Source organism: Bradyrhizobium australiense (genome assembly GCF_013114825.1).
In the GTDB taxonomy this organism is placed as follows: Bacteria; Pseudomonadota; Alphaproteobacteria; order Rhizobiales; family Xanthobacteraceae; genus Bradyrhizobium; species Bradyrhizobium australiense.
In genome coordinates, this window is sequence record NZ_JAAVLX010000002.1 from 714,118 (window position 1) to 739,623 (window position 25,506).

At 60.8% G+C, this 25,506-nt stretch carries 22 protein-coding genes and 2 pseudogenes; 19 read left to right on the plus strand and 5 right to left on the minus strand.

All coding sequences use genetic code 11. The features are described 5' to 3' along the window. The first annotated feature begins 18 nt into the window (after positions 1-18). On the plus strand, positions 19-1,296 hold the full coding sequence (gene frc / locus HCN58_RS07005) for a formyl-CoA transferase (protein ID WP_171578591.1): 1,278 nt from the start codon (positions 19-21) through the stop codon (positions 1,294-1,296). Positions 1,297-1,673: 377 nt separating this feature from the next. Here frc and HCN58_RS07010 read toward each other — a convergent pair whose 3' ends face one another. Then, on the minus strand, positions 1,674-2,114 hold the full coding sequence (locus tag HCN58_RS07010; RefSeq protein WP_171578592.1) for an EF-hand domain-containing protein: 441 nt from the start codon (positions 2,112-2,114) through the stop codon (positions 1,674-1,676). A gap of 373 nt (positions 2,115-2,487) precedes the next feature. Between HCN58_RS07010 and HCN58_RS07015 the strand changes: the two are divergent. The 11 genes and pseudogenes from HCN58_RS07015 to HCN58_RS07065 form a co-directional block, all read left to right on the plus strand. Beyond that, a pseudogene (locus HCN58_RS07015) lies at positions 2,488-2,820 on the plus strand (CoA transferase); the annotation flags it as partial. Positions 2,821-3,023: 203 nt separating this feature from the next. Continuing rightward, positions 3,024-3,161, plus strand: coding sequence for a hypothetical protein (locus HCN58_RS07020; RefSeq protein ID WP_171578593.1), 138 nt, complete (start codon positions 3,024-3,026; stop codon positions 3,159-3,161). A gap of 486 nt (positions 3,162-3,647) precedes the next feature. Continuing rightward, a complete protein-coding gene (locus HCN58_RS07025) occupies positions 3,648-4,661 on the plus strand; it encodes a Bug family tripartite tricarboxylate transporter substrate binding protein (protein WP_171578594.1) in 1,014 nt (337 codons plus the stop codon). Between the two features lie 188 nt (positions 4,662-4,849). Next, entirely contained in the window at positions 4,850-5,347 is a 498-nt protein-coding gene (locus HCN58_RS07030) for a tripartite tricarboxylate transporter TctB family protein (protein WP_171578595.1), read from the plus strand. 27 nt (positions 5,348-5,374) lie between these two features. Further along, entirely contained in the window at positions 5,375-6,874 is a 1,500-nt protein-coding gene (locus tag HCN58_RS07035) for a tripartite tricarboxylate transporter permease (protein ID WP_171578596.1), read from the plus strand. A gap of 231 nt (positions 6,875-7,105) precedes the next feature. Beyond that, positions 7,106-8,401 (plus strand): oxalate/formate MFS antiporter, encoded by a 1,296-nt coding sequence (oxlT, locus tag HCN58_RS07040; RefSeq protein WP_171578597.1) that lies wholly within the window; start codon positions 7,106-7,108, stop codon positions 8,399-8,401. Positions 8,402-8,671: 270 nt separating this feature from the next. Beyond that, entirely contained in the window at positions 8,672-9,103 is a 432-nt protein-coding gene (locus HCN58_RS07045) for a CBS domain-containing protein (protein ID WP_171578598.1), read from the plus strand. 158 nt (positions 9,104-9,261) lie between these two features. Next, the gene (locus tag HCN58_RS07050; RefSeq protein ID WP_171578599.1) at positions 9,262-10,350 is read left to right on the plus strand and encodes a ketopantoate reductase family protein; all 1,089 of its coding nucleotides are present in this window, start codon (positions 9,262-9,264) and stop codon (positions 10,348-10,350) included. A 280-nt stretch (positions 10,351-10,630) separates the two neighbouring features. Further along, positions 10,631-11,626 carry an NAD(P)H-dependent flavin oxidoreductase gene (locus HCN58_RS07055; RefSeq protein ID WP_171578600.1) on the plus strand — a complete coding sequence of 332 codons (996 nt, stop codon included), beginning with the start codon at positions 10,631-10,633 and terminating at the stop codon, positions 11,624-11,626. A 31-nt stretch (positions 11,627-11,657) separates the two neighbouring features. Next, positions 11,658-12,626: a zinc-binding dehydrogenase gene (locus HCN58_RS07060; protein WP_171578601.1), complete on the plus strand. Its 969-nt coding sequence runs from the start codon at positions 11,658-11,660 to the stop codon at positions 12,624-12,626. Between the two features lie 3 nt (positions 12,627-12,629). Further along, complete coding sequence (locus HCN58_RS07065; RefSeq protein WP_171578602.1) at positions 12,630-13,469, plus strand: SMP-30/gluconolactonase/LRE family protein; 840 nt, start codon at positions 12,630-12,632, stop codon at positions 13,467-13,469. An 81-nt stretch (positions 13,470-13,550) separates the two neighbouring features. Here HCN58_RS07065 and HCN58_RS07070 read toward each other — a convergent pair whose 3' ends face one another. After that, positions 13,551-14,549: an aldo/keto reductase gene (locus HCN58_RS07070; protein WP_171578603.1), complete on the minus strand. Its 999-nt coding sequence runs from the start codon at positions 14,547-14,549 to the stop codon at positions 13,551-13,553. A 345-nt stretch (positions 14,550-14,894) separates the two neighbouring features. Between HCN58_RS07070 and HCN58_RS07075 the strand changes: the two genes are divergently transcribed. The 4 genes from HCN58_RS07075 to HCN58_RS07090 all read left to right on the plus strand — a co-directional run bounded on the left by HCN58_RS07075 (position 14,895) and on the right by HCN58_RS07090 (position 18,558). Continuing rightward, complete coding sequence (locus HCN58_RS07075; protein WP_171578604.1) at positions 14,895-15,383, plus strand: copper chaperone PCu(A)C; 489 nt, start codon at positions 14,895-14,897, stop codon at positions 15,381-15,383. Between the two features lie 186 nt (positions 15,384-15,569). Continuing rightward, the gene (locus HCN58_RS07080) at positions 15,570-17,279 is read left to right on the plus strand and encodes a PQQ-dependent dehydrogenase, methanol/ethanol family (protein ID WP_171578605.1); all 1,710 of its coding nucleotides are present in this window, start codon (positions 15,570-15,572) and stop codon (positions 17,277-17,279) included. A 131-nt stretch (positions 17,280-17,410) separates the two neighbouring features. Continuing rightward, positions 17,411-17,911 carry a c-type cytochrome gene (locus tag HCN58_RS07085; RefSeq protein WP_171578670.1) on the plus strand — a complete coding sequence of 167 codons (501 nt, stop codon included), beginning with the start codon at positions 17,411-17,413 and terminating at the stop codon, positions 17,909-17,911. Continuing rightward, a complete protein-coding gene (locus tag HCN58_RS07090; protein ID WP_171578606.1) occupies positions 17,911-18,558 on the plus strand; it encodes a hypothetical protein in 648 nt (215 codons plus the stop codon). The genes HCN58_RS07085 and HCN58_RS07090 overlap by 1 nt, the downstream gene beginning before the upstream one ends. Positions 18,559-18,708: 150 nt before the next feature. Here the strand turns inward: HCN58_RS07090 and HCN58_RS07095 are convergent, their stop codons facing one another. From HCN58_RS07095 to HCN58_RS37380, 3 genes and pseudogenes are all read right to left on the minus strand, one after another. Next, positions 18,709-19,560, minus strand: coding sequence for an amidohydrolase family protein (locus HCN58_RS07095; protein ID WP_171578607.1), 852 nt, complete (start codon positions 19,558-19,560; stop codon positions 18,709-18,711). A gap of 149 nt (positions 19,561-19,709) precedes the next feature. Further along, positions 19,710-22,856: an AAA family ATPase gene (locus HCN58_RS07100; protein WP_235983481.1), complete on the minus strand. Its 3,147-nt coding sequence runs from the start codon at positions 22,854-22,856 to the stop codon at positions 19,710-19,712. A 42-nt stretch (positions 22,857-22,898) separates the two neighbouring features. Beyond that, a pseudogene (locus HCN58_RS37380) lies at positions 22,899-23,024 on the minus strand (double zinc ribbon domain-containing protein); the annotation flags it as partial. 530 nt (positions 23,025-23,554) lie between these two features. Here HCN58_RS37380 and HCN58_RS07105 point away from each other — a divergent pair. From HCN58_RS07105 to HCN58_RS07115, 3 genes are all read left to right on the plus strand, one after another. Next, positions 23,555-23,779 carry a hypothetical protein gene (locus HCN58_RS07105; protein WP_171578609.1) on the plus strand — a complete coding sequence of 75 codons (225 nt, stop codon included), beginning with the start codon at positions 23,555-23,557 and terminating at the stop codon, positions 23,777-23,779. Positions 23,780-24,470: 691 nt separating this feature from the next. Beyond that, entirely contained in the window at positions 24,471-24,878 is a 408-nt protein-coding gene (locus tag HCN58_RS07110; protein ID WP_171578610.1) for a hypothetical protein, read from the plus strand. A gap of 432 nt (positions 24,879-25,310) precedes the next feature. Then, positions 25,311-25,506, plus strand: a 196-nt coding sequence (locus tag HCN58_RS07115; protein ID WP_171578611.1) for a phage integrase N-terminal SAM-like domain-containing protein, incomplete at its 3' end; no start/stop codon positions are given.

Below are 25,506 nucleotides of genomic sequence, written 5' to 3' on the forward strand. Positions count from 1 at the left end.
CAGTACGGAGCAAAGACGATGACAAAGGCGCTTACGGGCGTTCGCATTCTCGATTTCACCCACGTCCAGTCGGGTCCGACCTGCACGCAATTGCTGGCCTGGTTCGGCGCCGACGTGATCAAGGTCGAGCGACCCGGCGTCGGCGACATCACCCGCGGCCAGTTGCAGGACATTCCCAATGTGGACAGCCTGTATTTCACCATGCTGAACCACAACAAGCGTTCGATCACGCTCGACACCAAGAACCCGAAGGGCAAGGAAGTCCTCACCGCGTTGATCAAGAGTTGCGACGTGCTGGTGGAAAACTTCGGCCCCGGCGTGCTCGACCGCATGGGCTTTCCCTGGGAGAAGATCAACAGCATCAACCCGAAGATGATCGTCGCCTCGATCAAGGGATTTGGCCCCGGCCCGTATGAAGACTGCAAAGTGTACGAAAACGTCGCGCAGTGCACCGGCGGCGCGGCCTCGACCACCGGCTTCCGCGACGGGCTGCCGCTCGTCACCGGCGCGCAGATCGGCGACAGCGGCACCGGCCTGCATCTCGCGCTCGGCATCGTCGCCGCACTTTACCAGCGCACGATGACCGGCCGGGGACAAAAAGTCACCGCAGCGATGCAGGATGGCGTGCTGAATCTCGCGCGCGTCAAACTGCGCGACCAGCAGCGCCTCGCGCATGGCCCGTTGAAGGAATACAGCCAGTACGGCGAAGGCATTCCGTTCGGCGATGCCGTGCCGCGCGCCGGCAACGATTCCGGTGGTGGTCAGCCGGGCCGCATCCTGAAGTGCAAGGGCTGGGAGACCGATCCGAACGCCTACATCTATTTCATCACCCAGGCCCCGGTCTGGGAGAAGATCTGCGACGTGATCGGCGAACCCGGCTGGAAGACTCATCCCGATTACGCCAAGCCGGCGGCCCGCCTGCCGCGGCTGAACGAAATCTTCGCCCGCATCGAACAGTGGACGATGACCAAGACAAAATTCGAGGCGATGGAAATCCTCAACAAGGACGACATCCCGTGCGGCCCGATCCTGTCGATGAAGGAGATCGCCGAAGACCAGTCGCTGCGCGCGACCGGCACCGTGGTCGAGGTCGATCACCCGACCCGCGGCAAGTACATTTCAGTCGGCAATCCAATCAAGCTGTCGGACTCACCGAGCGAGGTGACGAGGTCGCCGCTGCTCGGCGAGCACACCGACGAGATTCTGCGCCAGGTTCTCGGTTTCTCCGACCACCAAGTCGCCGAGATCCACGACTCCGGCGCCCTCGACCCGCCGCGGAAGCAAGCGGCCGAGTAACGACGCATCCGAACAGCACGAAAGGCCGCCGGTTTCGGCGGCCTTTTTGTTAGGGCGAGAGAAGTCAGGTTGAATCGGTACGGCGGCCACCCGCTTCACCTCTCCCGCTCGCGGGGAGGTCGCATCGAAGATGCGGTACGGATAGTTTCTGAATGTTGTTCAGCTATTGGTTGATTTGCGTGGACCCGCAACAGACGCCCCCACAGACTTGGCCCACTGCTCGTATCGTTAGCCCTTTGAAGGACTGGCAGCTTTACGTCGGCAAATGGCGCAATATTCGGCGCTCCAGCGGCCGCTCTTTTGTGGGACATACGACGCTTTGCGGAATAAGGGGCCGTTCCGAGCCATGGCATCATTCGCTGACGGGAAAGATCGCGCTACTGCTGCGAGGCCGATCTCCTGGACCGCCCGTGCATAAAGGCTTGCATCTCGTCCTGCGTCACTTGGCCGTCCTTATTGCTATCCATCGCTTTGAAAATTCTCTCATGGGCCGCCTGAAACTCCTGCAATGAGATTTGCCCGTCGCCGTCGTCCATCAGAGCGAACATCATGCGGAACATCATCGGAGACCCCATGTGGCCACCCATCATGCCGCCACCCATCATGCCGCGACCCATCATGCCGCGACCCATCATGCCTCCACACATCATACCGCCTTGCCCCATACCACCTTGCCCCGTCGTACCGCCCTCTTCCTGATCCATGCTATGGGATTGAGCCTGTTGGTCTGACTGGGGCTGTGCCATCGCACCGACGGTGCCATATGCCAACACGAGAGCAGATATCGTCACTCCCAAGACGCGAACGGTTTTCTTCATGGGTGTTTCCTCGTTTGGTGCCAAAGCGGACTGCCTCGGCGACGTAAATGCAGGTCTACGGGCTACGTTCCCCTCATAATCCCGTGAGAATGGTTCAACCTCCGCCTCGCTGGAATCGGTTGCGCGGCGGTGGAGCATTCCAATCAATCCTTCTTGGGCCCTATGTGATGGGGCACTTCGGATTCGGTCCACCAAAATAATGGTGGCTCCCGCCCGAACTCGTCCTCTTTGCACCGACGGTTTCTTTCTTACCGGCGTGATACGGGACTTCGGATTCGGACTTAGGTCCGCAGAGTAGTGATAGCTGCCCGCCTTCCCCTCGCCTGAGCCATCGCAGGGGCTGCGCTCGTCCGCGTTACGCACAACAGGCAAGATGACCAAGACAAAATTCGAGGCGATGGAAATCCTCAACAAGGACGACATCCCGTGCGGCCCGATCCTGTCGATGAAGGAGATCGCCGAAGACCAGTCGCTGCGCGCGACCGGCACCGTGGTCGAGGTCGATCATCCGACCCGCGGCAAGTACATCTCGGTCGGCAATCCGATCAAGCTGTCGGACTCACCGAGCGAGGTGACGAGGTCGCCACTGCTCGGCGAGCACACCAACGAGACCCTGCGCCAGGTTCTCGGCTACAGTGATCACCAGGTCGCGGAGATCCACGATTCAGGCGCCCTCGATCCACCGCGGAAGCAGGCGGCGGAGTAAGCTCCGTTGTACCCAGAATGCAAAGGCCGCCGGTTTCCGGCGGCCTTTTTCCATCTGGAATGTCACCTTGGTTAATTTTGCTGCAATGCAACAGACCAATTGCTGCTATGCAAACAAGCCTGTTGTAGCTGGTATCTGGTATACATAATCTGTCCCTAGATCACGAAGCGGAATGGTTCCGCAGCAAGAAAAAGGGGACACACATGTCCAAGACTGCATCGATCGGCCTCCTGCCTTCCAGTACCCTGTTCGGCCGCCTGATGGCCTCCATCGACCGTCTGCTGACCGCCAGCAGCCGCATTGCGATCCGCAACGGCGACCTCCCCCATTTCGGCCTCTGAGCCTGAAAACAGAGGGCTTTCCGCCCAGACGCGCTCAGATAAACGGCCTCATTTTTCGATGGTTTGAGCAAATGGCCCCGGTTTTCCGGGGCCATTTTTTGTTTGCAGCCGGCCACTGGTTTTTACCATGTCTGCGACAAATCAGCCCGAACGCCAATCCGCGGCAATAATGGTTTGCGTCCTGGCATATCGCATACAAAAATGCCTCCACCACGCACCGATCAAATAACAGCGTGTTGGGGGACGGCCTTGCTTCACGGGGACAAGCAGCCCGATCGGCTATGGAACAGGGGTGCGTCCTGTGACTTCCCTTTGCTGCGTATTGCAAATCCACGATTGGCCGAAAGGAGCGGGTGCCGCGCCGACGGACCCCTCTTACAATTCAAACTGATGGGCGTTCGGAGGAGACAGCCACCGCGGCATTGAATACAACAAAAAGAAGCTGGCAAAGACCGGCGCAACCATAAAGAGATGGGAGTGAAACAAATGAAGCACACAGCACAAACGGCGTTGGGCGCAATTGCTGCCTTATGCGCGGTCGGGATTTCCGTTCCTGCGACCGCCGCGTGGGAGCCCGTGCGGCCCGTCGAGTTCATCGTTCCTGCCGGCACCGGCGGCGGCGCCGACCAGATGGCGCGAACGATCCAGGGCATCGTCACCAAGCACAATCTGATGAAGCAGCCGCTGGTCGTCATCAACAAGTCGGGCGGCGCCGGCGGCGAAGGTTTCCTCGACCTCAAGACGTCAGGTGGAAATCCGCACAAGATTATCATCACGCTCTCCAACCTCTTCACCACCCCGCTCGCCACCGGCATCCCATTCAACTGGAAGGATCTGACGCCGGTAGCGATGCTGGCGCTCGATGAGTTCGTGCTCTGGGTGAACGCCGACAAGCCGTACAAGACGGCAAAAGAATATATCGAGGCGGTGAAAGCTGCGCCCTCCGGCTCGATGAAGATGGGCGGTACCGGCTCGAAGCAGGAAGACCAGATCATTACGGTCGCCGTCGAAAAGGCCACCGGCAGCAAGTTCACCTACATTCCCTACAAGGGCGGCGGCGAAGTCGCCGTCCAACTGGTCGGCAACCACGTCGATTCGACCGTCAACAATCCGATCGAGGCGGTCGCGCAATGGCGCGGTGGCAAGGTGCGTCCGCTCTGCGTGTTCGATGCGCAGCCGATGGCCTATGACGAGCAGATCGCGGACGGCAAGAGCTGGAAAGATATTCCCACCTGCAAGTCGCAGGGTCTCGACATTGAATATCTGATGCTGCGCGGCATCTTCATGTCGCCTCGGGCGACCAAGGACCAGGTCGAGTACTACGTCGAGCTGTTCAAGAAGGTCCGTGCCACGCCCGAATGGCAGGACTTCATGAAGAGCGGCGCATTCAACACGACCTTCCTCACCGGTGCTGACTATGCCAAGTGGGTCGAGGCCGAGGAGAAGCGTCACGAGGCTCTGATGAAGGATGCCGGTTTCCTCGCCTCGGCGGGCAATTGATCGGGAAGAACGATTTGACCCAGCCAGGACTGCAACGCGGACGCCGGGTCTCTCAAGCATGATCCGGAAAACTGGGCCCCGGTTTTCCGAAGAGATCATGCTCAAATCAAAGAGATAGAGCGGGATGACGGTTCGAAGAATAGTCATCTCGCACTAGGGCCGCGGGCCCGGTTTCGCATGGAGTTTCTATGACAACAGGCAGCTCGAGTAATGCCGGCCCGGCTCACAAGCTGGTGGAAGCGGCAATCGCACTCTTGATCGCTCTCTTCGGTGTGATCGTTATCGTCGGCAGCTTGAAGGCCGGCATCAACTGGGGCGCGGAAGGTCCGCGCGCCGGGTTCTTTCCCTTCTACATCGGCATCTTCATCGTCGTTTCCAGCGCGATAAATCTGTGGAACGGGTTGCGCGAAGACAATGACGGGCTGTTCGCGGAATGGGGACAACTTCGCCAGGTCATGAGCGTCATCATTCCGACCGCGATCTATGTCGGCGCCATGCCGTTCACGGGCCTGTATCTCGCCTCGATCATCTTCATCGGATGGTTCATGCGATGGCTCGGCAAATATCCTTGGATCACTGTTGTGGCGGTCGCCCTGGGCATGCCCGTCGTCACCTATTTCATTTTCGAGCGCTGGTTTCTGGTCCCGCTTCCCAAGGGGCCGGTCGAAGAGTGGCTCGGTCTGTAACGTCGTCGCGCGCTGGGGATCACCGGGATGGAAGAACTCGTCAATCTGTTTCACGGCTTTGCGGTCGCGCTGCAGCCCTTCAACGTCATGGTGATGCTCGTCGGCATCGTGCTCGGCGTCATCATCGGCGTGCTGCCGGGACTGGGCGGCGCCAATGGCGTGGCGATCCTGCTGCCGCTGACCTTCAGCATGCCGCCGACCTCGGCCATCATCATGCTGTCCTGTATCTACTGGGGCGCGCTGTTCGGCGGAGCCATCACCTCGATCCTCTTCAACATACCGGGCGAACCGTGGTCGGTGGCGACGACATTCGACGGTTACCCGATGGCGCAGAAGGGCAAAGCCGGCGAGGCATTGACCGCCGCCTTTACCTCGTCGTTCGTCGGCGCGCTGTTTGCGGTCGCGATGATCACGCTGGTCGCGCCGCTGGTGGCAAGCTTTGCGCTGCAATTCGGGCCGGCGGAGAAATTCGCGGTCTATTTTCTGGCGTTTTGCAGTTTCGTCGGACTGAGCAAGGAGCCGCCGTTCAAGACCATTGCAGCAATGATGGTCGGCTTTGCGCTGGCCGCGGTAGGTCTCGATTCCATCACCGGGCAGTTGCGTCTGACGTTCGGCTTCACTGAACTGCTGAACGGTTTCGACTTCCTCATCGCCGTGATCGGGCTGTTCGGCATCGGCGAGATCCTGCTGACGATGGAGGAAGGGCTCGCCTTCCGCGGCGGCACTGCCAAGATTAATCTGCGCGTGGTGCTGCAGACCTGGAAGGAGCTACCCGCCTACTGGGTAACCTCGTTACGCTCCTGCGTGATCGGCTGCTGGATGGGCATTACGCCGGCCGGCGCCACGCCGGCTTCCTTCATGAGCTACGGCATCGCCAAGCGCGTGGCGAAGAACGGCAGCAATTTCGGCAAGGGCGAAATCGAAGGCGTGGTCGCGCCGGAGACTGCAGCACACGCGGCGGGCACGTCGGCCTTGCTGCCGATGCTTTCCCTCGGCGTGCCGGGCTCACCGACGGCTGCGGTGTTGCTCGGCGGCTTGCTGATCTGGGGCCTGCAGCCCGGGCCGATGCTGTTCGTGGAACAGAAGGAATTCGTCTGGGGCCTGATCGCCTCGATGTATCTCGGCAACATCGTCGGCCTGCTCGTCGTGTTGACCTGCGTGCCGATCTTCGCAGCGATCCTGCGCGTCCCCTTCAGCATCATCGCGCCGTTAATCCTGGTGCTGTGCGCGATCGGCGCCTATTCGGTCCACAGCTCTACGTTCGACGTGATGCTGATGCTGGTGTTCGGCGTGATCGGTTACCTGCTCAAGAAGTGCAATTATCCGCTCGCGCCGCTGGTGCTGGCGATCGTGCTCGGCGACAAGGCGGAAGAGGCCTTCCGCCAGTCATTGCTGGGATCCCAGGGCTCGCTCGGCATATTCTTTTCCAACACGCTGGTCAGCACGATCATGATCTTAGGGTTGATTGCGCTGTTCTGGTCGGTGATCCAGCAGGGCTATACCCGCTTGCGCGGCGCGAGCGCGTAGCCGCAAGCGGGGACGTTTATCGCCATAAAATCAAACATCTTTCTGCTCTAATCAGGGGCCGTGCTACCTCAGGCGCGGCCCTTTTTCGCGCTCGCAGCATTCCTGTCAGCATTCTTGCGCGATGACGAATTGCAGTGGGCCGCTCAAGATTCCTCTTGTCTACTGGCATAACATATACCAAACTGGCCTCTTGAGCTGTCGGGTATTGATAGAACAGCCTATGGAGGGAAGATGACGGACACAGTGCACGGAGCGGCAGCCCCTGTGGCGGCCCGCGTCAGCGATACCTACCGCTGGACGCAATTGGCCATCGGCGTGCTCGCGATGGTGATGATCGCCAATTATCAATATGGTTGGACTTTCTTCGTCCCCGACATCCAGAAGAAATTCGGATGGGATCGCGCTTCGATCCAGTGGGCATTTACGCTGTTCGTGCTGTTCGAGACCTGGCTGGTGCCGGTCGAGGGATGGTTCGTCGATAAATACGGCCCGCGCATCGTCGTTCTCGTCGGCGGCATCCTCTGCGCCCTCGGATGGGCGATCAACGCCCAGGCGACATCGCTCAACGGCTACTATCTCGGCATGATCATCGCGGGGATCGGCGCCGGTGGCGTGTACGGCACCTGCGTCGGCAACGCGCTGAAATGGTTTCCCGACAAGCGCGGCCTCGCTGCCGGCATTACTGCCGCCGGTTTTGGCGCAGGCTCGGCACTGACGGTCGCGCCGATCCAGGCGATGATCAAGGATTCCGGCTTCCAGACCACCTTCCTCTATTTCGGTCTGGGCCAGGGCATCATCATCGTGCTCCTCGCTTTCTTTCTGTTCTCGCCGAAGACAGGACAAGTCCCCGCTGTGACGCAGAACGCCAACGTCATCCAGAGCCGGCGCAACTATCAGCCGACCGAGGTGATCCGTCAGCCGATCTTCTGGCTGATGTATTTCATGTTCGTGATCGTCGGCGCTGGCGGACTGATGGTCACCGCCAACCTCAAGCCGATCGCGGTCGACTGGAAGGTCGACAGCGTGCCGGTCACGCTAATGGCAGTCACGATGACGGCGGTGACGTTCGCGGCCACCATCGACCGCGTCCTCAATGGCCTGACCCGCCCCTTCTTCGGCTGGATCTCGGACATGATCGGCCGCGAGAACACCATGTTCATCGCGTTCGGCATGGAAGGCATCGGCATCTGGGGCCTCTACATGCTGGGCCACGATCCCGTGTGGTTCGTGCTGCTGTCGGGTTTTGTGTTCTTCGCCTGGGGTGAAATTTACTCCCTTTTCCCGTCGACCTGCACCGATACGTTCGGCGCGAAGTTCGCGACCACCAATGCCGGCCTGCTCTACACGGCAAAGGGCACCGCGGCGCTGTTGGTGCCGGTGGCGAACTATATGCAGCAGTCATCGGGCACCTGGGATAGCGTGTTCATCGTCGCGGCCGGCGCGAATATCCTGGCCTCGCTGCTGGCGATCGGGCTGCTAAAACCCTGGCGCAAGACGGTGGTCGCCAAGTCGCAGATTGCGAGCTAACCTACCGATCCACGGTAAGACCAAGGCGCGCTCACCCCCTGGGGTGGGCGCGTTTTCTTTTGGCGACCAGGATGCTGGTATACCTGATGCTATTTTAGACCTACAAAACCGGGCCGCACTCTTGTTGGAATGCCACTGCGCCTTTCCATAAATGTCAGCAATACTGCCTATTTAACTCGATCTCGCGGGCGAGAATTCCGCGTTCCGCGTGTTGACAATTGGCATTATGTATACCAGACTTGAGGCAACAATTCACCTAAGGAGGTTGCCATGCAAGTCGGAGATATCCTGCGCAAGAAAGCCGCCCGTGTCGCAACGGTCCGCATGAACGAGACCGTCGCCATTGCCGCACAACTGATGCGTTCCAGCAATATCAGCGCGCTTGTCGTCAAGGATGTCGTACGCACCGAAGGCAACACGGCGGTCGGCATGTTCACCGAGCGCGATGTGGTTCGCGCGATTGCCCAGTATGGCGCAGCCGGCGTGAATATGCGCGTTTCGCAATTCATTTCGGTACAGCAGCTCGTCTCCTGCACGTCGACGGATACGCTCGAGCACGTCCGTCACCTCATGAGCAAGCATCACATCCGCCACGTGCCGGTGATCGACAATTACAGCCTGATCGGCGTCGTCAGCATTCGCGATATCTCGACCGCGTTTGACGACGAAGCAACGCCCTTCAAGCTGGCCGCGTCGGCCTGACCGGTCGCTTCGAACTCCGCCGGCTTTTTTTGGTTTGCACTCCCAGTCAAGGCGGGATCGCACCGCAACATTCGGCTTAACTCCTGTCGCAAAGCAGGCGCTCGCAAACCTGCGCCGGAGTAGTGGCGCGCCGGAAAACATCATCTGTGGGAGGACGCATGGCGCGTAACATTCTGATCCTTGGAGCCTCGTATGGCTCATTGCTAGCGACAAAGCTTTTGATGGCGGGTCACAACGTGACCCTGGTTTGCCGGAAGCAGACGGCAGAACTCATCAATCGCGACGGCACCGAAGTTCGCATCAAGCTGCGCGACGAGGCGACCCATCGGCCGATCTTCTCGCGCGACCTGCTTGGGATCCTGGACGCGGTCGTGCCCGCCGACGTCGATCCCTCCCGTTATGATCTGGTTGGTCTTGCCATGCAGGAACCGCAATACACCAACCATGCGATCCAGCTTCTGATGATCAAAATCGCCGAGGCGAAGCTGCCTTGCCTTTCGATCATGAACATGCCGCCCTTGCCCTATCTCAAACGGATCCCGGCGCTGGCGAAAATGGAATTGGAGGAGGCCTATACCAATGCCGCGGTATGGGAACGGTTCGAGCCGGGCCTGGTGTCGCTCTGCTCCCCTGATCCGCAGGCCTTCCGTCCACCGGAAGAGGCGGCGAATGTTCTCCATGTCGGCCTGCCGACAAACTTCAAGGCGGCGTCATTTGCGGATGAGAAACATAATTTGCTGCTTCGGGAGCTGGAAGCCGACATCGATGCGGTGAAGCTGGATGGCCGGGACGTTCCGGTGAAGCTCAAAGTGTTCGCTTCGATGTTCGTCCCTCTGGCCAAATGGTCGATGCTGTTGACCGGGAATTACCGCTGTATCACGCCGCAAGAGCCGCGGTCGATCCGCGACGCGGTGCACGGCGATATCAATCTCTCGCAGTCGATCTATGACCATGTCGATGCCATCGCGCAGCGTCTGGGCGCCGATCCCACGGATCAGGTACCTTTCGAGAAATACGCCAAAGCGGCGGAAAGCCTTCTCAAGCCCTCGTCGGCGGCCCGAGCGGTCGCTGGTGGCGCGCCTTCCATCGAGCGCGTCGACCTGCTGGTGAAGCTGATTTCGCATCAGCTTGGCGTACCCAATGACGAAATCGACCGTACAGTCCAGATCGTCAATCAGAAACTGAATGAGAGCATGGTGGCGGACGGACCCGGCGCGCCGAGAGGTGTTCCAATCTCAGTGACGTGAGAACCTTATCGGTTCTGATTGATCAGAAGGGGGTTCTAGTCTCTTGTTTCGACGCGTTTTCTTTTACGCGAACCGGTGTCCGCTTCGCTCGAAAACGCGATCGATCATTGACAGCCGACGGGCCAATTCGAGACATCCCCCCGCATTTCCGCATGGGCCCACCACCCCTGCCCGGTAGACTTTTGCCAGGCCGGACGGCATCCTCCTTCCTGAATCCTGGAACAATGCGTGTGCAATATTCCGCACGACAGAAACTGCGGCAGGAAACCAGAGGGCAGACATGATCAAGACGCGATTCACCGAGCTCGTTGGCGTCGAGCACCCGATCGTGCAGGGTGGCATGCAGTGGGTCGGCCGCGCCGAGCTGGTGGCTGCCGTCGCCAACGCCGGCGCGCTTGGCCTGATTACCGCGCTGACGCAGCCGACGCCGGAGGATCTCACCAAGGAAATCGCGCGCTGCCGCAGCATGACCGACAAGCCATTCGGCGTGAACCTCACCATTCTGCCCGCGATCAAGCCGCCGCCCTACGCGGAATATCGTCAGGCCATCATCGAGGCCGGCATCAAGATCGTGGAGACCGCGGGCAACAAGCCGCAGGAGCACGTCACCGAATTCAAGAAGCACGGTATCAAGATCATCCACAAATGCACCAGCGTCCGTCACGCGCTGTCGGCGGAGCGGATGGGGGTCGATGCGATCTCGATCGACGGCTTTGAATGCGCCGGCCATCCCGGCGAGGACGACACGCCCGGCCTGATCCTGATCCCCGCCGCCGCCGACAAGGTCAAAATTCCAATGATCGCCTCCGGCGGTTTCGGCGACGGCCGCGGCCTGGTCGCAGCACTTGCGCTCGGCGCCGAGGGCATCAATATGGGCACGCGCTTCATGTGCACCAAGGAAAGCCCGATCCACCAGCTCGTGAAGGAACGCATCGTCGCCAATGACGAGCGCGAGACCGAATTGATCTTCCGCACCATGCGCAACACCTCGCGCGTCGCCAAGAACGCGATCTCGACCAAGGTGGTGGCGATGGAGAAGGAAGGCGCCAATTTCGAGGACGTCCGCGAACTCGTCGCCGGCGCCCGCGGCAAGATGGTCTACGCGACCGGCGACGCCGACGAGGGCATCTGGTCGGCCGGCCAGGTGCAGGGCCTGATCCACGACATCCCGACCTGCGCCGAACTGGTGTCGCGCATCATGCGTGACGCTGAAGCGATCATCCGCAGCCGGTTCGAAGGCATGTTGTCGGGCGCCCAGCGCCAGGCGGCTGAATAAGAGCGGTCTCCGCCAACAACGAGAAGAGCCCATGAAAGCCTATGTCTACGGTGCCAACGGCGCCGAAATATCAGACGTCGCAAAACCTTCACCAAAAGGCACGCAGGTGCTGGTCAAGGTCCATGCCTGCGGCCTCAACCGCGCCGATCTCGGCATGACCAAGGGCCACGTGCATGGCGCGGCCGGCGGCGTTGGCACCGTGCTCGGCATGGAATGGGCCGGCGAAGTCGCCGAGCTCGGGCCTGACGCAAAAGGCGTCAACGTCGGCGACAAGATCATGGGCTCCGGCGGCGCAGCGTTCGCCGAATATACGCTCGCCGACCACGGCCGGCTGTTCCGCGCGCCCTCCAACATGAATTTCGAGGAAGCCGCCACCCTCCCGGTCGCGCTCGCCACCATGCACAATGCGGTCGTGACGTCAGGCGCGCTGCAGCCGGGCCAGAGCGTCTTGATCCAGGGCGCCAGCTCCGGCGTCGGCCTGATGGCGATGCAGATCGCAAAGCTCAAGGGCGCCAAACTCGTGATCGGCTCCTCGACGGACGCTATGCGCCGCGGCCGCCTGAAAGAATTCGGCGCCGATCTCGCGATCGATTCCAGCGACCACGGCTGGGTCGATCAGGTGCTGAAGGCCACCAACGGCGAAGGCGTCGACCTGATCGTCGACCAAGTTTCCGGCAAGGTCGCCAACCAGAATCTCGCGGCCACCAAGGTCAAGGGCCGCATCGTCAATGTCGGCCGGCTCGGCGGCACCCACGCCGACTTCAATTTCGACCTCCACGCCGCCCGCCGCATCAATTACATCGGCGTCACCTTCCGCACCCGCACCATCGAGGAAATCCGCGAGATTTTTGACGAGGTCCGCAAAGACATCTGGCCGGCCGTGGAATCGCGAAAGCTGCAACTGCCGATCGACAAGGTCTATCCCTTCGCCGAGATCAGCAAAGCGTTCGCGCACATGGAAGCCAACAAGCACCTCGGCAAGATCGTGGTGGCGATGTAGGCGATGACGCTGCGCTACGTGCTCGATGGCGGACGTTACTACGAAGGCCCGCGCTGGCATGCGGGCCGGCTCTGGTTCGTCGACTGCATGGAGCGCACGCTGCTCAGCCTCTCACTATCCGGCGAGTGCGAGCAGCACGCGAAATTCGACGACACGCCGTGCGGCCTCGGCGTGCTGCCGGACGGCACGCTGATCGTGCTGACGATGTTCCGCAAGCGCCTGCTGGCCTGTCGCGACGGCGCGCTCTCGCTCTACGCCGGCCTATCGGGGACCGCGACCGGCACGATCGACGACATGATCGTCGACGGGCTCGGCCGCGCCTATGTCGGCGACCTTGGCTTCGACCTGCCGCCGCCGCCCGACCGCGGCGCTTCCGGCCGCATCATTCTGGTGATGCCCGACGGTGCGACGCGCGTCGTCGCCGAGGGACTGCGGTTTCCCAATGGCATCGCGGTCTCGGCCGACAACAGCCGGCTCGTCGTGGCCGAGATGGATGGCGCCTGCCTCGCCGACTACACCATCGAGCCGAACGGCGACTTGAAACTGCGCGGCCGCTTCGGGCGCATGAAATCTCCCGATGGCATCTGCCTCGACCGCGACGGCGCGGTCTGGGTCGCAGCCTTCGAAGAAGACGCCTTCATTCGCCTCGACGCCGCGGGACGCGAATTGCAGCGCATCGAAGTCCCCGGCCGCCGCGCCCTCGCCTGCGCTCTCGGTGGCCCAGAACGAAAGACGCTGTTCTGCCTGAGCGCAGCCACCTCCTACGAAGAACTGCGACAACGCAAATCGTCCGCACGCATCGACGTAGTCGATGTAGAAGTTGCCGGTGCCGGTTATCCCTGACAGGCCGTAGGATGGGTGGAGCGAAGCGATACCCATTAATCGCAGTTACGATACCGATCAGTTTCGCAAGGGCTCATCTCATCACCGCGCCTCGCCAGCAAACGCCTGCCGCAGTTCCGACAGCCGATCGAGCGACGCCTGCGGCAGCGGGCCCTTCTTCACCGCAGCGAGCGCATCCTCGAACTGCCCTGGCGTCGCCATGCCCACCAGGATCGTGCCCATCGCCGGATGCGACAGCGCAAACCGCGTCGCGGCCTCCGTCAGGCTGGCGGCAAACCCCTCCTCGACCAGCGGCATCAGACGGCGCGCGCGATCGACATCGGCATCGTAGCGCATCGCAGAGCCGATCGGCTCCGGCGCAGCACCCGCAATCGGATGACGCTCGGCCGAGCCCGACAGCGCACCACCGGCCAGCACGCGAATGCCGACGACGCCAACGCCGGCCGCCTCCGTATGGTGGAACAGCCGTCCATAATCCTGCGCCGGATAGTTTTGCGGCAATTCGCCGGCCGCAGACGGATTGAGCATGTTGTAGACGACCTGCGCGCTATCGAACACGCCGGCATCGATCACCTGATGCAGCGCCGCCGTCTCGCCGAGCGCCGTGATCCCGAGAAACCGGATCTTCCCCTGCTGCCGCAGCCGCTCGAACGCGGGCACCACCTCGTCGAGCACCTGCCGCACGCTTAGCGCCGGCCCACCGCCCTGCTCGGTAACCGGATTGTGCAAATGGAGGATGTCGACCCGCTCAAGCCGCAGCCGCGCCAGGCTGCCTTCGAGCGATAGCCGCACGGCCTCATCGATGCGGCCACGCTCGCGTGGCGGCAACCGGACCTTGGTGCCGACGACCACATCGGCCGGTTTCAGCTTCTGCAAAACCCGGCCTAGGTTCCTTTCCGACTCGCCATCGCCATACTGCACCGCAGTGTCGAAGTAATTGACGCCAGCGGCAATCGCCCGCGCGATAGTCCGCTCCTGGTCGGCCGCATCGCCGCGCACCATCAATCCGCCCACCGCGCCGCAGCCGAAGCCCAGCACCGAGAGCTGCATCTCCGTTCGGCCAAAGGTCCGGAATTGCATCGCTGTTCCCTCCGAGTGGGTGGAGATTATGCGGTGCTGAACCGCCGTTGCTCAACCGTTGATGTTTGTTGGCGCATGCCGGCTCAGCCGCACCCACAACAACGTGGTGGCGCATTTTTTGTTAGTCATCGATGGGAAAAAAGCGCAACGCCCTTTGGCCGCCTTATTTTGGGATAATTTGTGCCTTCAAGAAGCGTAACTTGGGACACCAAGAAAGTAAGAAGAAAATCGATCGCGGGAGGCACGCCAATGTGCAAGACGAAAAGTTTCGTTTGGGCATTCCTCGCTTGTGTCCCTCGACTAACTGCGCATTTACGGCATTTCGCTTTGGCCGAGACATAGCCGATGACCGCGATAGCGACATCAGGTGCTGATGGCGCAGATCTTTGTCGCGGCCGGATTGCGTTTCTTGTGTTTGGACTGGTTGCTGTTGGACTTTGGCTGACGCCTGGGTTCGCCGCGGCAGGTGACGCGCTGCAAGTGACGAACGCCCGGGTGCCCGCGTCCGATCAGATCGGGATCGATCTCCCGCTTGTGATGACGATCAGGAACGATGCGGCCGAAGCCGACGTCCTGTTGCGCGTCCGCTGTCCGTTCGCGAACTTCGCCGTAAAGCACGCGGTCGATCGCGGCGAAGGCGCGCCGGCCATGCGCGAGATCAAGTCCATTCCAATCCCGCAGAGCAAGACGACCGAACTCAGGCACGACGGATATCACGTGATGCTGCTGCAGACGCGGCAGAAGCTTGCCGACGGCGAGACGTTTACATGCGCCGTCGTTTTCCAGAATGGCGGGACCAAAGAAACGGAGGTGCAGGTTTCACGAACGCCCTGATCGCGACAGCGGACCGGAGAGTTCGCTGAACAAAAGGCTTCTCAGCTGAACGCCCGGATGTGCCGGACGCTCAATCCAGCATGAACTGCCAAAGGGAGATTACTGCTCATGAAGAGGTTCTCAGGTCACTCAAGCACCTTCACGGGGGCGCGTCTACTTGCAGTTGCAATTACTGCCGGAGGCACGATGGCTGCATTGCCAGTCTCCGCTGCAGACCAGGTTACTCAGGAACGGCTGCTCAATGTCGACAAGGAGCCGGGCAACTGGCTCCATCATCATCAGAATTACTCGGCTCACCGGTTCTCCAGTCTGAAGGAGATCAACCGCGATAACGTGAAGAACCTGAAGGTCGCCTGGACCATGCATCTCGGCGGCATCGAGGGCGGCGGCATCTGGAGCCATGGCGGGCTGGAAGGCACTCCGATTGCCGAGAACGGCTTTCTCTACGTCACCGATGGATGGGGTTCAGTCTACAAGATCGATGCGCATGGTGGCCGCGGCGTGCTGCTCTGGAAGATGGATCCCAAGACGGACCGTGACTGGGCTGGTGCTGTGGCATGCTGCGGCGTCGACAACCGCGGCGTCGCATTGTGGGGTGATCTCGTCATTTCCCATACGCTTGATGGCCGGCTGATCGCGACCAACAAGGAAACCGGCCAGGTCGCCTGGCAGCGCACTGTTGCCGATCCCGACAAGGGCGAGGTGATCACCGGCGCGCCGTTGATCGTCAAGAACATGGCGATCACCGGCGTGGCCGGCGCCGAGTACGGTATCCGTGGCTGGATCGCCGCCACCGACCTCACGACCCAGAAGGAGGTCTGGCGTACCCACACCATCCCGGGCAAGGGCGAGCCCGGCAGCGAAACCTGGAAAGACAGTAGCAATGCGGCTGCCGCCGGCGGCGGTTCGACCTGGGTAACAGGCACCTACGATCCCGCAAGCGACACCATAATCTGGGGTATCGGCAATCCGGGACCGGACTGGGATAACGCCTATCGGCCGGGCGACAACCTTTACACGGACAGCTCGCTGGCCCTTGACGCCAACACCGGCAAGATCAAGTGGCACTATCAGCACACGCCAAACGACCCCTACGATTATGACAGCGTGGCAGAAAACGTGCTGGTCGATATCCCCGGGCCGAGTGGTCCGAGGAAGCTCGCACTCGAGGCGGACCGCAACGGCTTCGCCTATGCGATCGATCGCACCAACGGCAAGTTCGTTTGGGGCCTGCCATTCGTAAAGAAAGTCACGTGGACCAAAGGGCTCGACGCGGAGACCGGCAAGCCGATCGAGTATGACCCGAACAAGGCCGTGCAGACTTACATCGCGTCCGTGACGCCAAGCCGCACCAACCTGGAAACCGACATCTGCCCCGGCAACATGGGCGGCAAGAACTGGCCGCCGACGGCCTACAATCCGGATCTGAAGCTCTGGTACATCCCTGTGATCGAGAGCTGCAATCGCATCAAGGTTGACGTGATGACCCCCGACAAACTGAAACCGCGGGAGTTCTGGACCGGCGGCGGCCCGAGCCAGCCGTTCAAGATCACCGGCAGCGTGACTGCGATCGATGTGACCACCGGCAAGATCGCCGGTAAAATGGAAACGCCGTTCCCCAATTTGGGCGGCATCCTTGCGACTCCCGACCTCGTCTTCTCCGGTCAGCCGTCCGGCGAAGTGATGGCGCTCGACGCCAAATCATTGCAGAAGCTCTGGGAGTTCAACACGGGCGGCGGCGTCAACGCACCGCCGATGACCTTTACGGTCGATGGCAAACAATACGTTGCCATTCTGGTCGGCCTGGGCGGCGCCTGGGACAAGTGGTTTATCGATTCGACGCCCGAACTCAAGAAGATACAGCCGGGATCGATGCTCTACGTATTCGCACTCTGACATCCAAAAACGAGGGTCCGCTACCCGCGGGCCCTCCCGCTTCTGCGACAAGAGACGCAATGATGATCTTCAACAGATTCCCGGCGGCGGCAGGCATGCTGCTCGTGAGCGTCGTCGTCCTGAATTTCTCGATGCCAGCCGCTGCTTACGGTCAGTCGGCGCAAGCGCCAGCTTCGGATCCGACCAATGCCGGCAAGGCAGTGTTCAGTAAGGCCAATTGCATGGGCTGCCACAAATGGCACGGCAATGGCGGCGGCGGTTATGGCGGTGATGCGCTGTCGCTGCGCAAGACCGAGCTGACCCGCGATCAGATCATCGAAATCGTCGGCTGCGGTCGGCCGGGCACCGGGATGCCGTTCTTTATGCGCGGCGCCTACGATGAGGTGAAATGCCACGGCATGAACCGCCAGGATGCGGGGGCACAGATGCCGCCCGAGGGCGGAACGTTTCTGCGGCCGAAGGATATTGAAGCCGTCGCCGACTACGTGATCGCCCACATCAAGGGAGCTGGCGAACCCACTTACGCAGAATGCGTCACCTTCTTCTCAAGCACCTCGCGGGTATGCGACGTCTACAAGACGCAGGCGCAGAAGCCAGATGATGCGACCGCCAGCACCAGGAAGGGCCAGTGATGCGCAGACTGAAGCTGCCGGGAGTTCTTGCTGCGAGCCTGCTTGCCTGGCAGGCCGTCGCGCTTGCGAGCTCTCCGGCACGAACGGAAGAATTCAGCGGCAACGATCTGCGTGACATTCGCCTCGGAATGGCTGCGGCCGAGTTGGCGGAGGCCGGGTACGTCGACTTCTACTGCGCGGCGGATGCGAAGCGCACATTGGCGGGCTGGAAAAACTGGCGTGACTGCCCTGCCGACGCGAATGGGACGCGGGCGATCCGATTTGGTTACGACCCGTCGACCAGCCGGGACGGAACGATGGTGGCGGGTCATCCGGCGATCCTGACCTTGCTGATCGACGATACCGCGCACGTTGCCGGTTTGCAGATCGAGACCGATCCGAAGGCGCGTCTCTATATCCGGAAGAAGGCGTTTCTCCTGGGGCTACAGGCCAAATCGCGCTACGGCTCGGACGGCTGGGCATGCACCGAGGGCCAGCCGAGTGCAGGAGAGCAGCCAGTGGGAGGCATCTTCCTCAAGGAGCGCTGCACCAAGACGGCCAGTGGCCGTTCGCTCGTTGTCGAACGCAACCTGTTCCGCCGGTCTGATCAGGACAGCAAGAGTTTTGTCGACGAATCTCGAATCAGCATCCTGCGAGCCAAGAATTAGTCGTGCGGCGAACTTGGGCAACATGCCTGCCGCAGTGCCGATAGCCGGTCGCATGGCCTGCATCGACGGCGTGGTTATTCCCGGCTCAACGCAACGCTACAACGGCAGCCGCCGCGGACGAGAATTGAACGCAGTATCGCCGCAATGGCGCTAACCTTTCTTCGGTGACCAGCCGTAGGCCTTGACGCAGGCACCACCCATCAGCATGGCCCGCTCGCTATCGCTCAGGCGGCTGTTCCTGAGGAAAGGCTCCACGGCCTGCTCGTAGTTCACGACGGCGAACGCCCGCGTCCAGTCCGTGCCCCAAAGGCAGCGATCGAAACCCCAGGCATCGAACACGCGCGCAAGCGGGTCCCAGATATCCGGATAAGGATACGGCTCGCGCGACAGCGTGCACGCGCCGCTGACCTTGATCACGGCGTTTTGGCGCCTGGCGAGTTCCAACACCTTCGGAAGGTCGGCCCAAGGCTCGAAAGGCTCTGATGCCGCCGGCGGCACGCGTGGCTGCAGGATGCCGAGATGATCGATGATGAACCGCGTGTCGGGATGGCGATCGATCAGCGCCCTGCCCGCATCCAGATTGTCCCAGCAGTGGAGGTTGACCGGAAAATCATAGCGAACGGCCGCGCGCGCAATCCGGTCGAGACCGGGATCATCAGGCGCACGCCGCGCCTCCTTCGTCAACATGATGCGGATTCCGACCGCGCCCGGCGTCTTCTTCCAGTCCGCGACGACATCGGCCACATCGGGATCATCGGGGTCAACCGGCTTGACGATGGCAAACCGGCCGGGATGCGCCCGCTGCACTTCCACGGCATAGCTGGCGTCATAGCGGTATAACGAAAAGGCGGAGATGAAGATCGCTCCATCAACGCCGACCTTGTCCATCGCGGCCACCATCTCGTCACCCGTGACGTGATCGGGCCAGTTCGGCACACTGTGCCAGGGCCGCTTCGGACTGTTCGCCTCGTAGGCATGGACCTGGGAATCGATAATCGGCATCGGAGCCTCCGCTCTTCACCAGGCGATTTTGAACAATGCGGCCGGCCCGTGTCCAGACGGCAAGGACGCCGCGCTGCAATGCGTCTGGCGGCGCGCTGGATCAGCGCCTCATCCGCCGCATCTCAGGAGGGCGATGACGGAAGACGCGATCAACGAAGCTCAGCGAGCAAGGCCTTGGCCTTTCGCAAATCGCTTGTGTTGAATCCTTCGGTGAACCATTCGTAGACGGGCGCAAGAAGGTCACGTGCCATTTTCCGTTTGCCCTGACAGCTCAAGAGCCGCGCCGAGCTGGTGGCCGCGCGCAATTCCCACGACTTTGCATGCTGCGCTCGCGCAATCGTCAGGGAATACTCGAAATACGCTTGCGCCTTCGCCTCGTCCCGCTGCGGCGACTTAAGCGCTATTTCGCCGGCAACGCGATGAACCTCAGCCTCGCACCATCTTTCCTTGGTTGCCTGCATTGCTGTCATTGCGTTGCCGATGCAGCGCCAGGCGTCATCGAATTGGCCCGAATCCGCGTGCGCAATTGCCAACATGAACTCGTGCTCCGGTGTAAATATCGTCGATCCGGCCGACCGCCATAAATCAATCCCCGCCGTGACGGTCTCGACGGCTTTCGCGGCTCCCGTGAGGGTTAGGATATACCCCCGCCGCAACACGCCTTCCGCTTTTCGGAACGGGGCACCTTTCTCCTCCGCTAACGCGACAAGCTCTTTGAGATGCTCATTTGCCGCGTGGTAATTCCCGCAGTAGGTATTCACAAGGATTGGGAAATTCAGCGTAAACATCAAGGTGGCAGCATGATCAATCTGGCGCGCTTCCATTAGTGCGCAGTCTGCGTCGTTCAGCGCAGCTTGGGGATAACCGAGCAGCCACGAGGCCATTGAACGAAAGGCCAGGCACGTTACCCGGAGGTCCTGGCCAAATCGCGTCATCAATCGCCGGTGCTCGGCGGGGCGATAGAGGGCGAGGGCTTCATTGTAGTGCGCTTTGGCCTCAACGAGGTCTCCCCTCAACGCAAGCGTACTCGCCATTGTACGGTGCCCAATCATGAGCGGGGCCGCCGCTCGCTCCTTCTCGCCAAGCTCCAGAAACCGCGCTGCGAGCTCGCGCGCAACGTCGCCATTGAAGTTGATGAAATTGACAATCCACTGGCCAAACAGGGCGGAAAGGAGCAGCGAAGGGTCATCGGGAGGCTCTCCGAGCCGTTCCGCTTGTTCGATAAACGCCCTCGCCTGCGCCACGGCAGCTTTGGTTTCGGGAGCGCCATATCCTTTGACATGCATGAGCGTGTTCAAGAGCGCGACTTGCAGGATGATCTGTTCGCGCCGCAGGTCGGGCGCGCTGGGCAAGGTTGCTATTTGCGCCAGCGCCTGGCCAAGCTGCTCTGCCGCTTCGACCAGCGCCGAGCGCTCCTGTGACCGCAGTCCCGCCTTGCCCCACAGGCGCGCTGACTTCTCGATCAGGTCGGCCTTTGTGTAGTGACGTGCGAGCAACTCGGGTTGGCTCTCGGCTATTTCCGGAAACTGGCTTCCAAGGATTTCGGCGATACGCGCGTGCAGCGCGCGCCTCGGCTCTCGCAGCAGCGTGCTGTAGGCTGCGTCCTGCACCAGCGCATGCTTGAACAGATAGCTCGCATGTGGCGGGACGCCGTCTCGAAACAACAAACCCGCCGCAATGAGCCGGTTGAGGTCGGCATCCAATTCCGCTTCCGGCTTTCGCGCGACCGCAGCCAGCAACATGTGAGGAAATTCCCGGCCGATCGCCGCGCCGACTTGCGCGACGTCCTTCGCTGGGCCGAGCCGGTCGAGCCGCGACATTAGCGAAGCCTGCAGGCTCGCCGGCACCGCCACGACAGGTGTCGGTGCCCCTGCGCAGACCCGCTGCACATCGCTCTCGCCCTCTGCATCCAACACCGCTTTGGTCATCTCCTCGGCGAACAGTGGAATGCCGTCGGTGCGCTCGATGATGTCCTGGCGGATGTCCACCGGCAACGATCGGTTCCCGGCGACTCCCTCGATCAGGGAATGGATGTCGCACGGCGCCAGCCGATTGAGGGTCAGCTCACTCACGTGCGGCCGGCCGATCCAGGGCGGGCTGAATTCCGGCCTGAAAGTAACAAGTATCAAGAGCCGGTGGCTCTCGGCCAGGTCCACCGCCCGGGCGAAGAATTCGAGGCTGGTTGGATCGGTCCAATGTGCATCTTCGAAAATCATCAGCACGGGATGGATGCGCGCCAGCGCCTCGATGTGCGAACAAAGCGCTTTCAGCGTTTTCTGACGGCGGAGCTGCGGCTCAACTTCAACCGGAGGGTAGCGTCCATCGCTGGGCAGCGACAGCATTTCGGCAAACAGCGCCGCATCCTCTGAAGGCGTCGAGCTTTGCGCCAGCAGCGCGTCAAGTTTGTCAGCTTTCGTTTGCTGGCTGTCATCGTGAGTGGAGCCGGCGGCGCGCCACATCTCGCCGATCACCGGATAGAGCGTGCTGTCGGTATGCTGCGGCGAACAGAAGTACTGCAGGCGGATGTGCGGCTCGCGGGCAAGCTGCTCCAGGAGCGCGACGGTGAGCCGTGATTTGCCGATGCCCGCTTCACCAGAAAGCAGCACCACCTGACCTTCGCCACGCCTGGCCCGCTTCCATCGGCTCAGAATTAGCTCCATTTCTTCATCACGACCGATCAGCGGCAGCACTTCGCAGCTTTGGAGAGCGTGCGATCGGCTGGTCACCGTTGTCTTGCCGGCGACTTGCCAGGCCGCGACTGGTTTTGCGAAGCCCTTGATCTCGACTTTACCGAGGTCGAGATACTCGAATTGCGGTCCCGCGATCGTCTTTGTGCGACCCGAGATGACAACGCTGCCGGGTCGTGCGAGCGATTGCAGCCGGGCGGCGAGGTTCGGGGTGTCGCCGAGGATGCCATGCTCTTCGGAAATCGCGCTGTCGGACATATCGCCGACAATCGCTATGCCCGTTGCAATACCGATGCGCGCGCTCAATTTCTCTTTCGCGGGTAAGGCGGCGATCGCCTGCACCAGTGCGAGGCTGGCTTGAACGGCGCGCTCCGCGTCGTCTTCATGCGCCTGAGGATAGCCAAAATATACGACCGCACCGTCCCCGTGATGTCGCGCGACAAAGCCGTCGAAACGGGCAACCGTTTCAGTAATGCAGCGCCGGTAGCCGGCGATGATTGCGGTGAAGTCTTCCGGATCGAGCCTCGCGGAGAGCGCAGTCGATCCGACCAGGTCACAAAACATTACCGTAAGCTGCCGGCGCTCGATCGGGCGCGAGTCCCGTGCCATCGGCACGGGAGAATCCACACGCAATTTGGTCCCGCAGTCGACGCAAAACTTGTTCGGGGCTGGGTTTGCCGCACGGCAGGCCGGGCAGCGTCGCATCATCGCCGCTCCGCACTGCCAACAAAATTTGCTTTGCTCCGGCACTTCGGCTGCGCAAGTCGTGCAGTGCATCCGGACCTCAAGAGATATCAACAGCGGCGGTACAATGCGCCCGAAGTCGAGGGAACAATATGATCTCGGTCACAACTGCAGGTGTTCCGTCTCAAGGTTCCTTTCTTTTGGCTCTAAAGCGAAAGCCGACGTTTGCGGTTGACCGTGTCAGGTCTACCTCTGAAACGCGGGTGCTAGTCCACGGCCTGTCTGTACCCTCTTCTTCGGTGGGCGAATGATTTTGCAAAGCGCGAGCATCTCGCCGCGAGTTTGCGGACGCGCGTTTTCGTAGGATGGGTAGAACGCGAAGCGAATCCCATCGCCCGTTTGAACGGAGGCATTGATGGGTATCGCTTCGCTCCACCCATCCTACGAACTGCAACCGAACGATCCGCAGGTTATCTCGTCGAGTTTTGTGCACGCGATGGTGCTGTCGCGGTACTGAAACGCAACAGCCCGCCACAATTAGATTTCAAAATCAGAGTTGTAATGAAGGAACCTACCAGACTCAGGTTAGATTCCGTGTCGCTGGAATTCGGCAGGGGGCTGTAATGCCATACTTCAATTTTGACCTCGTCATCGGCGCAGAGTTCAAAAACCAGGGCGGCATGTTTCTCGAAAACACGGAAAACGCGATCGATAAAGCTGATAGCCTCGCGAGCGAGCTTCGCATCGTTCGGCCCGAGCTGTGTTCGACCGGCTGTGCCGTGCGTGTCACCGACGGAGACAGTCACGAGCTCTACCGTACTCCGGTCGAGCTTATCGGCCGCGGATGAAATCCGTCCCGTCGCGGATGCTGCACGCCGTAGACGCACGAGATCGAATTGGCCTTTAGATCATTGCAAGGGCATTACTTGAGTTGGTAGCGACCTCTTTCCCTTGGGGCAGCCGGTTCGATCGTTGTGGGGCGGAATCCCGGAGGCGCTGGAATGGTTCGGATCAGATGCCGATGACCCGGTCGCACTCATAAACTCGGCTACGGCAGCGTTCGACGACCATTGCACGTAGCTGACAACGGCGAGCGCAAGTGCGAGCAGGGCGAGAGGCGCGACCACCATGGTGGTACCCATTCGCCCCCAATGACTTTGGGTGTTGAACAAGAGCATCACACGTCTCCCGAAGGCGGGTTTGCGATGGCCTTAAATCAACTCGCGATTTTCAAATGTGAACTACCTGACGTCTCACGCTCACTTGATGCTGAGACGGAACGCCGGACGTCTTTTTTGCTTGGGCGGTTCCCGCGCGCAATGAGCATCTTTGGCAGCGGAGAAAGTTCAGGAGGCCCGTAATTTTGCGGAGCCGCTTGTGCGGTCGACGACGAACAGAAAAACAACAGTCCTGCTTAAATGAGAAGATCGCTCCAGAAACGAGATTCCATTTTCCTCTGAATGTGGCCTGATTAGTCGCCGGAGAGTTCTTATGATTCGCGGATGCTAAATTTGGTGACAGTCCATAGCGGAGGCTGCCATGAAAGCGTTCGGTCGCGTACTGACGATCCTTGGCCTTCTTGTGTTGTTTTCCGTTCGAGTTGACGCTCACGACCCATCGATGCCGAACCACGAGTGGTTCAACAAGCAGGAAATGAACCCGGCTGCTCGGCAGCGACTTGGCGTCCCCTGGAAATCTTGCTGCAACAACGGCGACGTATTCAAGACCCGTTTCAGGGTTGGCGAAGATCGCTCAGATCAGTGGCAATACCTGAAGGATGGTGAGTGGAAAATCATTCCACCCGACATCATAAAAGAAGAAGATACCCCTATCACACCCCCGTGCTGTTCATTAACCGACACACGGGAGTTGAGCTCTGCTTCTTCGTACCGCGAGGAGGTCTTTAGCAGCCTGTATCCAATCCGCGACAGGCTAGCTAAGCTCTAAACATCGGCATCATCGGGTGCCAATGGCCACGCAACCACGTCCGCCAAGACGTTAGCCTGTGGGGGATTAGCGGAGCGTAATCTGCCATCTTATCTGAGATGCAACGGCGGATTACGCCTGCGGCTAATCCCTCCTATGCGCTGAGAAACCAACGGCGACCGCGCGGCAAACCGCGTCGAAGGCCACACCAGCAATCGCAATCAGGGCAATTGTGAGCTTAACCGACCTCATTCAACCACATCTCCGTTCCGGAGGTCACATTATAAAATTCCGGCCAAACATCATAATGCGACGTCCGCTTTGGGTCATGGGACTAAACCGCTCGCGCGATAGGGCGGCGGGGCTGACGGCACAGCCAAGAGGATAGCGCAACGGGGCGTCCTGTCTTGAGATGAGGGGTTCGCAACCTTCACTCAAAACAGGAGCATCCCCATGACCGACGAGGCAGTAAGCCCGTTGCGCCGGCGCATGATCGAAGACATGACGATCCGCAAATTTGCGCCCAAAACCCAACACGACTACGTGCAAAGGGTCAAGCACTTCGCTGCGTTTCTCGGGCGATCACCGGATACGGCGAGCTTCGAGGACGTGCGCCGCTACCAGCTTCATCTGACGGCGAGCGGCGTTG

Excerpts from the sequence above, each read along its gene's own strand:
- HCN58_RS07050 (WP_171578599.1), top strand. The coding sequence starts at position 9,262 with ATGGCGCGTAACATTCTGATCCTTGGAGCCTCGTATGGCTCATTGCTA.
- HCN58_RS07065 (WP_171578602.1), top strand. The coding sequence starts at position 12,630 with ATGACGCTGCGCTACGTGCTCGATGGCGGACGTTACTACGAAGGCCCG.
- HCN58_RS07080 (WP_171578605.1), top strand. The coding sequence starts at position 15,570 with ATGGCTGCATTGCCAGTCTCCGCTGCAGACCAGGTTACTCAGGAACGG.
- frc (WP_171578591.1), top strand. The coding sequence starts at position 19 with ATGACAAAGGCGCTTACGGGCGTTCGCATTCTCGATTTCACCCACGTC.
- HCN58_RS07035 (WP_171578596.1), top strand. The coding sequence starts at position 5,375 with ATGGAAGAACTCGTCAATCTGTTTCACGGCTTTGCGGTCGCGCTGCAG.
- HCN58_RS07110 (WP_171578610.1), top strand. The coding sequence starts at position 24,471 with ATGAAAGCGTTCGGTCGCGTACTGACGATCCTTGGCCTTCTTGTGTTG.
- HCN58_RS07085 (WP_171578670.1), top strand. The coding sequence starts at position 17,411 with ATGCCAGCCGCTGCTTACGGTCAGTCGGCGCAAGCGCCAGCTTCGGAT.
- HCN58_RS07070 (WP_171578603.1), bottom strand. The coding sequence starts at position 14,549 with ATGCAATTCCGGACCTTTGGCCGAACGGAGATGCAGCTCTCGGTGCTG.
- HCN58_RS07090 (WP_171578606.1), top strand. The coding sequence starts at position 17,911 with ATGCGCAGACTGAAGCTGCCGGGAGTTCTTGCTGCGAGCCTGCTTGCC.
- HCN58_RS07020 (WP_171578593.1), top strand. The coding sequence starts at position 3,024 with ATGTCCAAGACTGCATCGATCGGCCTCCTGCCTTCCAGTACCCTGTTC.
- oxlT (WP_171578597.1), top strand. The coding sequence starts at position 7,106 with ATGACGGACACAGTGCACGGAGCGGCAGCCCCTGTGGCGGCCCGCGTC.
- HCN58_RS07055 (WP_171578600.1), top strand. The coding sequence starts at position 10,631 with ATGATCAAGACGCGATTCACCGAGCTCGTTGGCGTCGAGCACCCGATC.
- HCN58_RS07105 (WP_171578609.1), top strand. The coding sequence starts at position 23,555 with ATGCCATACTTCAATTTTGACCTCGTCATCGGCGCAGAGTTCAAAAAC.
- HCN58_RS07045 (WP_171578598.1), top strand. The coding sequence starts at position 8,672 with ATGCAAGTCGGAGATATCCTGCGCAAGAAAGCCGCCCGTGTCGCAACG.
- HCN58_RS07025 (WP_171578594.1), top strand. The coding sequence starts at position 3,648 with ATGAAGCACACAGCACAAACGGCGTTGGGCGCAATTGCTGCCTTATGC.
- HCN58_RS07060 (WP_171578601.1), top strand. The coding sequence starts at position 11,658 with ATGAAAGCCTATGTCTACGGTGCCAACGGCGCCGAAATATCAGACGTC.
- HCN58_RS07095 (WP_171578607.1), bottom strand. The coding sequence starts at position 19,560 with ATGCCGATTATCGATTCCCAGGTCCATGCCTACGAGGCGAACAGTCCG.
- HCN58_RS07030 (WP_171578595.1), top strand. The coding sequence starts at position 4,850 with ATGACAACAGGCAGCTCGAGTAATGCCGGCCCGGCTCACAAGCTGGTG.
- HCN58_RS07010 (WP_171578592.1), bottom strand. The coding sequence starts at position 2,114 with ATGAAGAAAACCGTTCGCGTCTTGGGAGTGACGATATCTGCTCTCGTG.
- HCN58_RS07075 (WP_171578604.1), top strand. The coding sequence starts at position 14,895 with ATGACCGCGATAGCGACATCAGGTGCTGATGGCGCAGATCTTTGTCGC.
- HCN58_RS07100 (WP_235983481.1), bottom strand. The coding sequence starts at position 22,856 with ATGGCACGGGACTCGCGCCCGATCGAGCGCCGGCAGCTTACGGTAATG.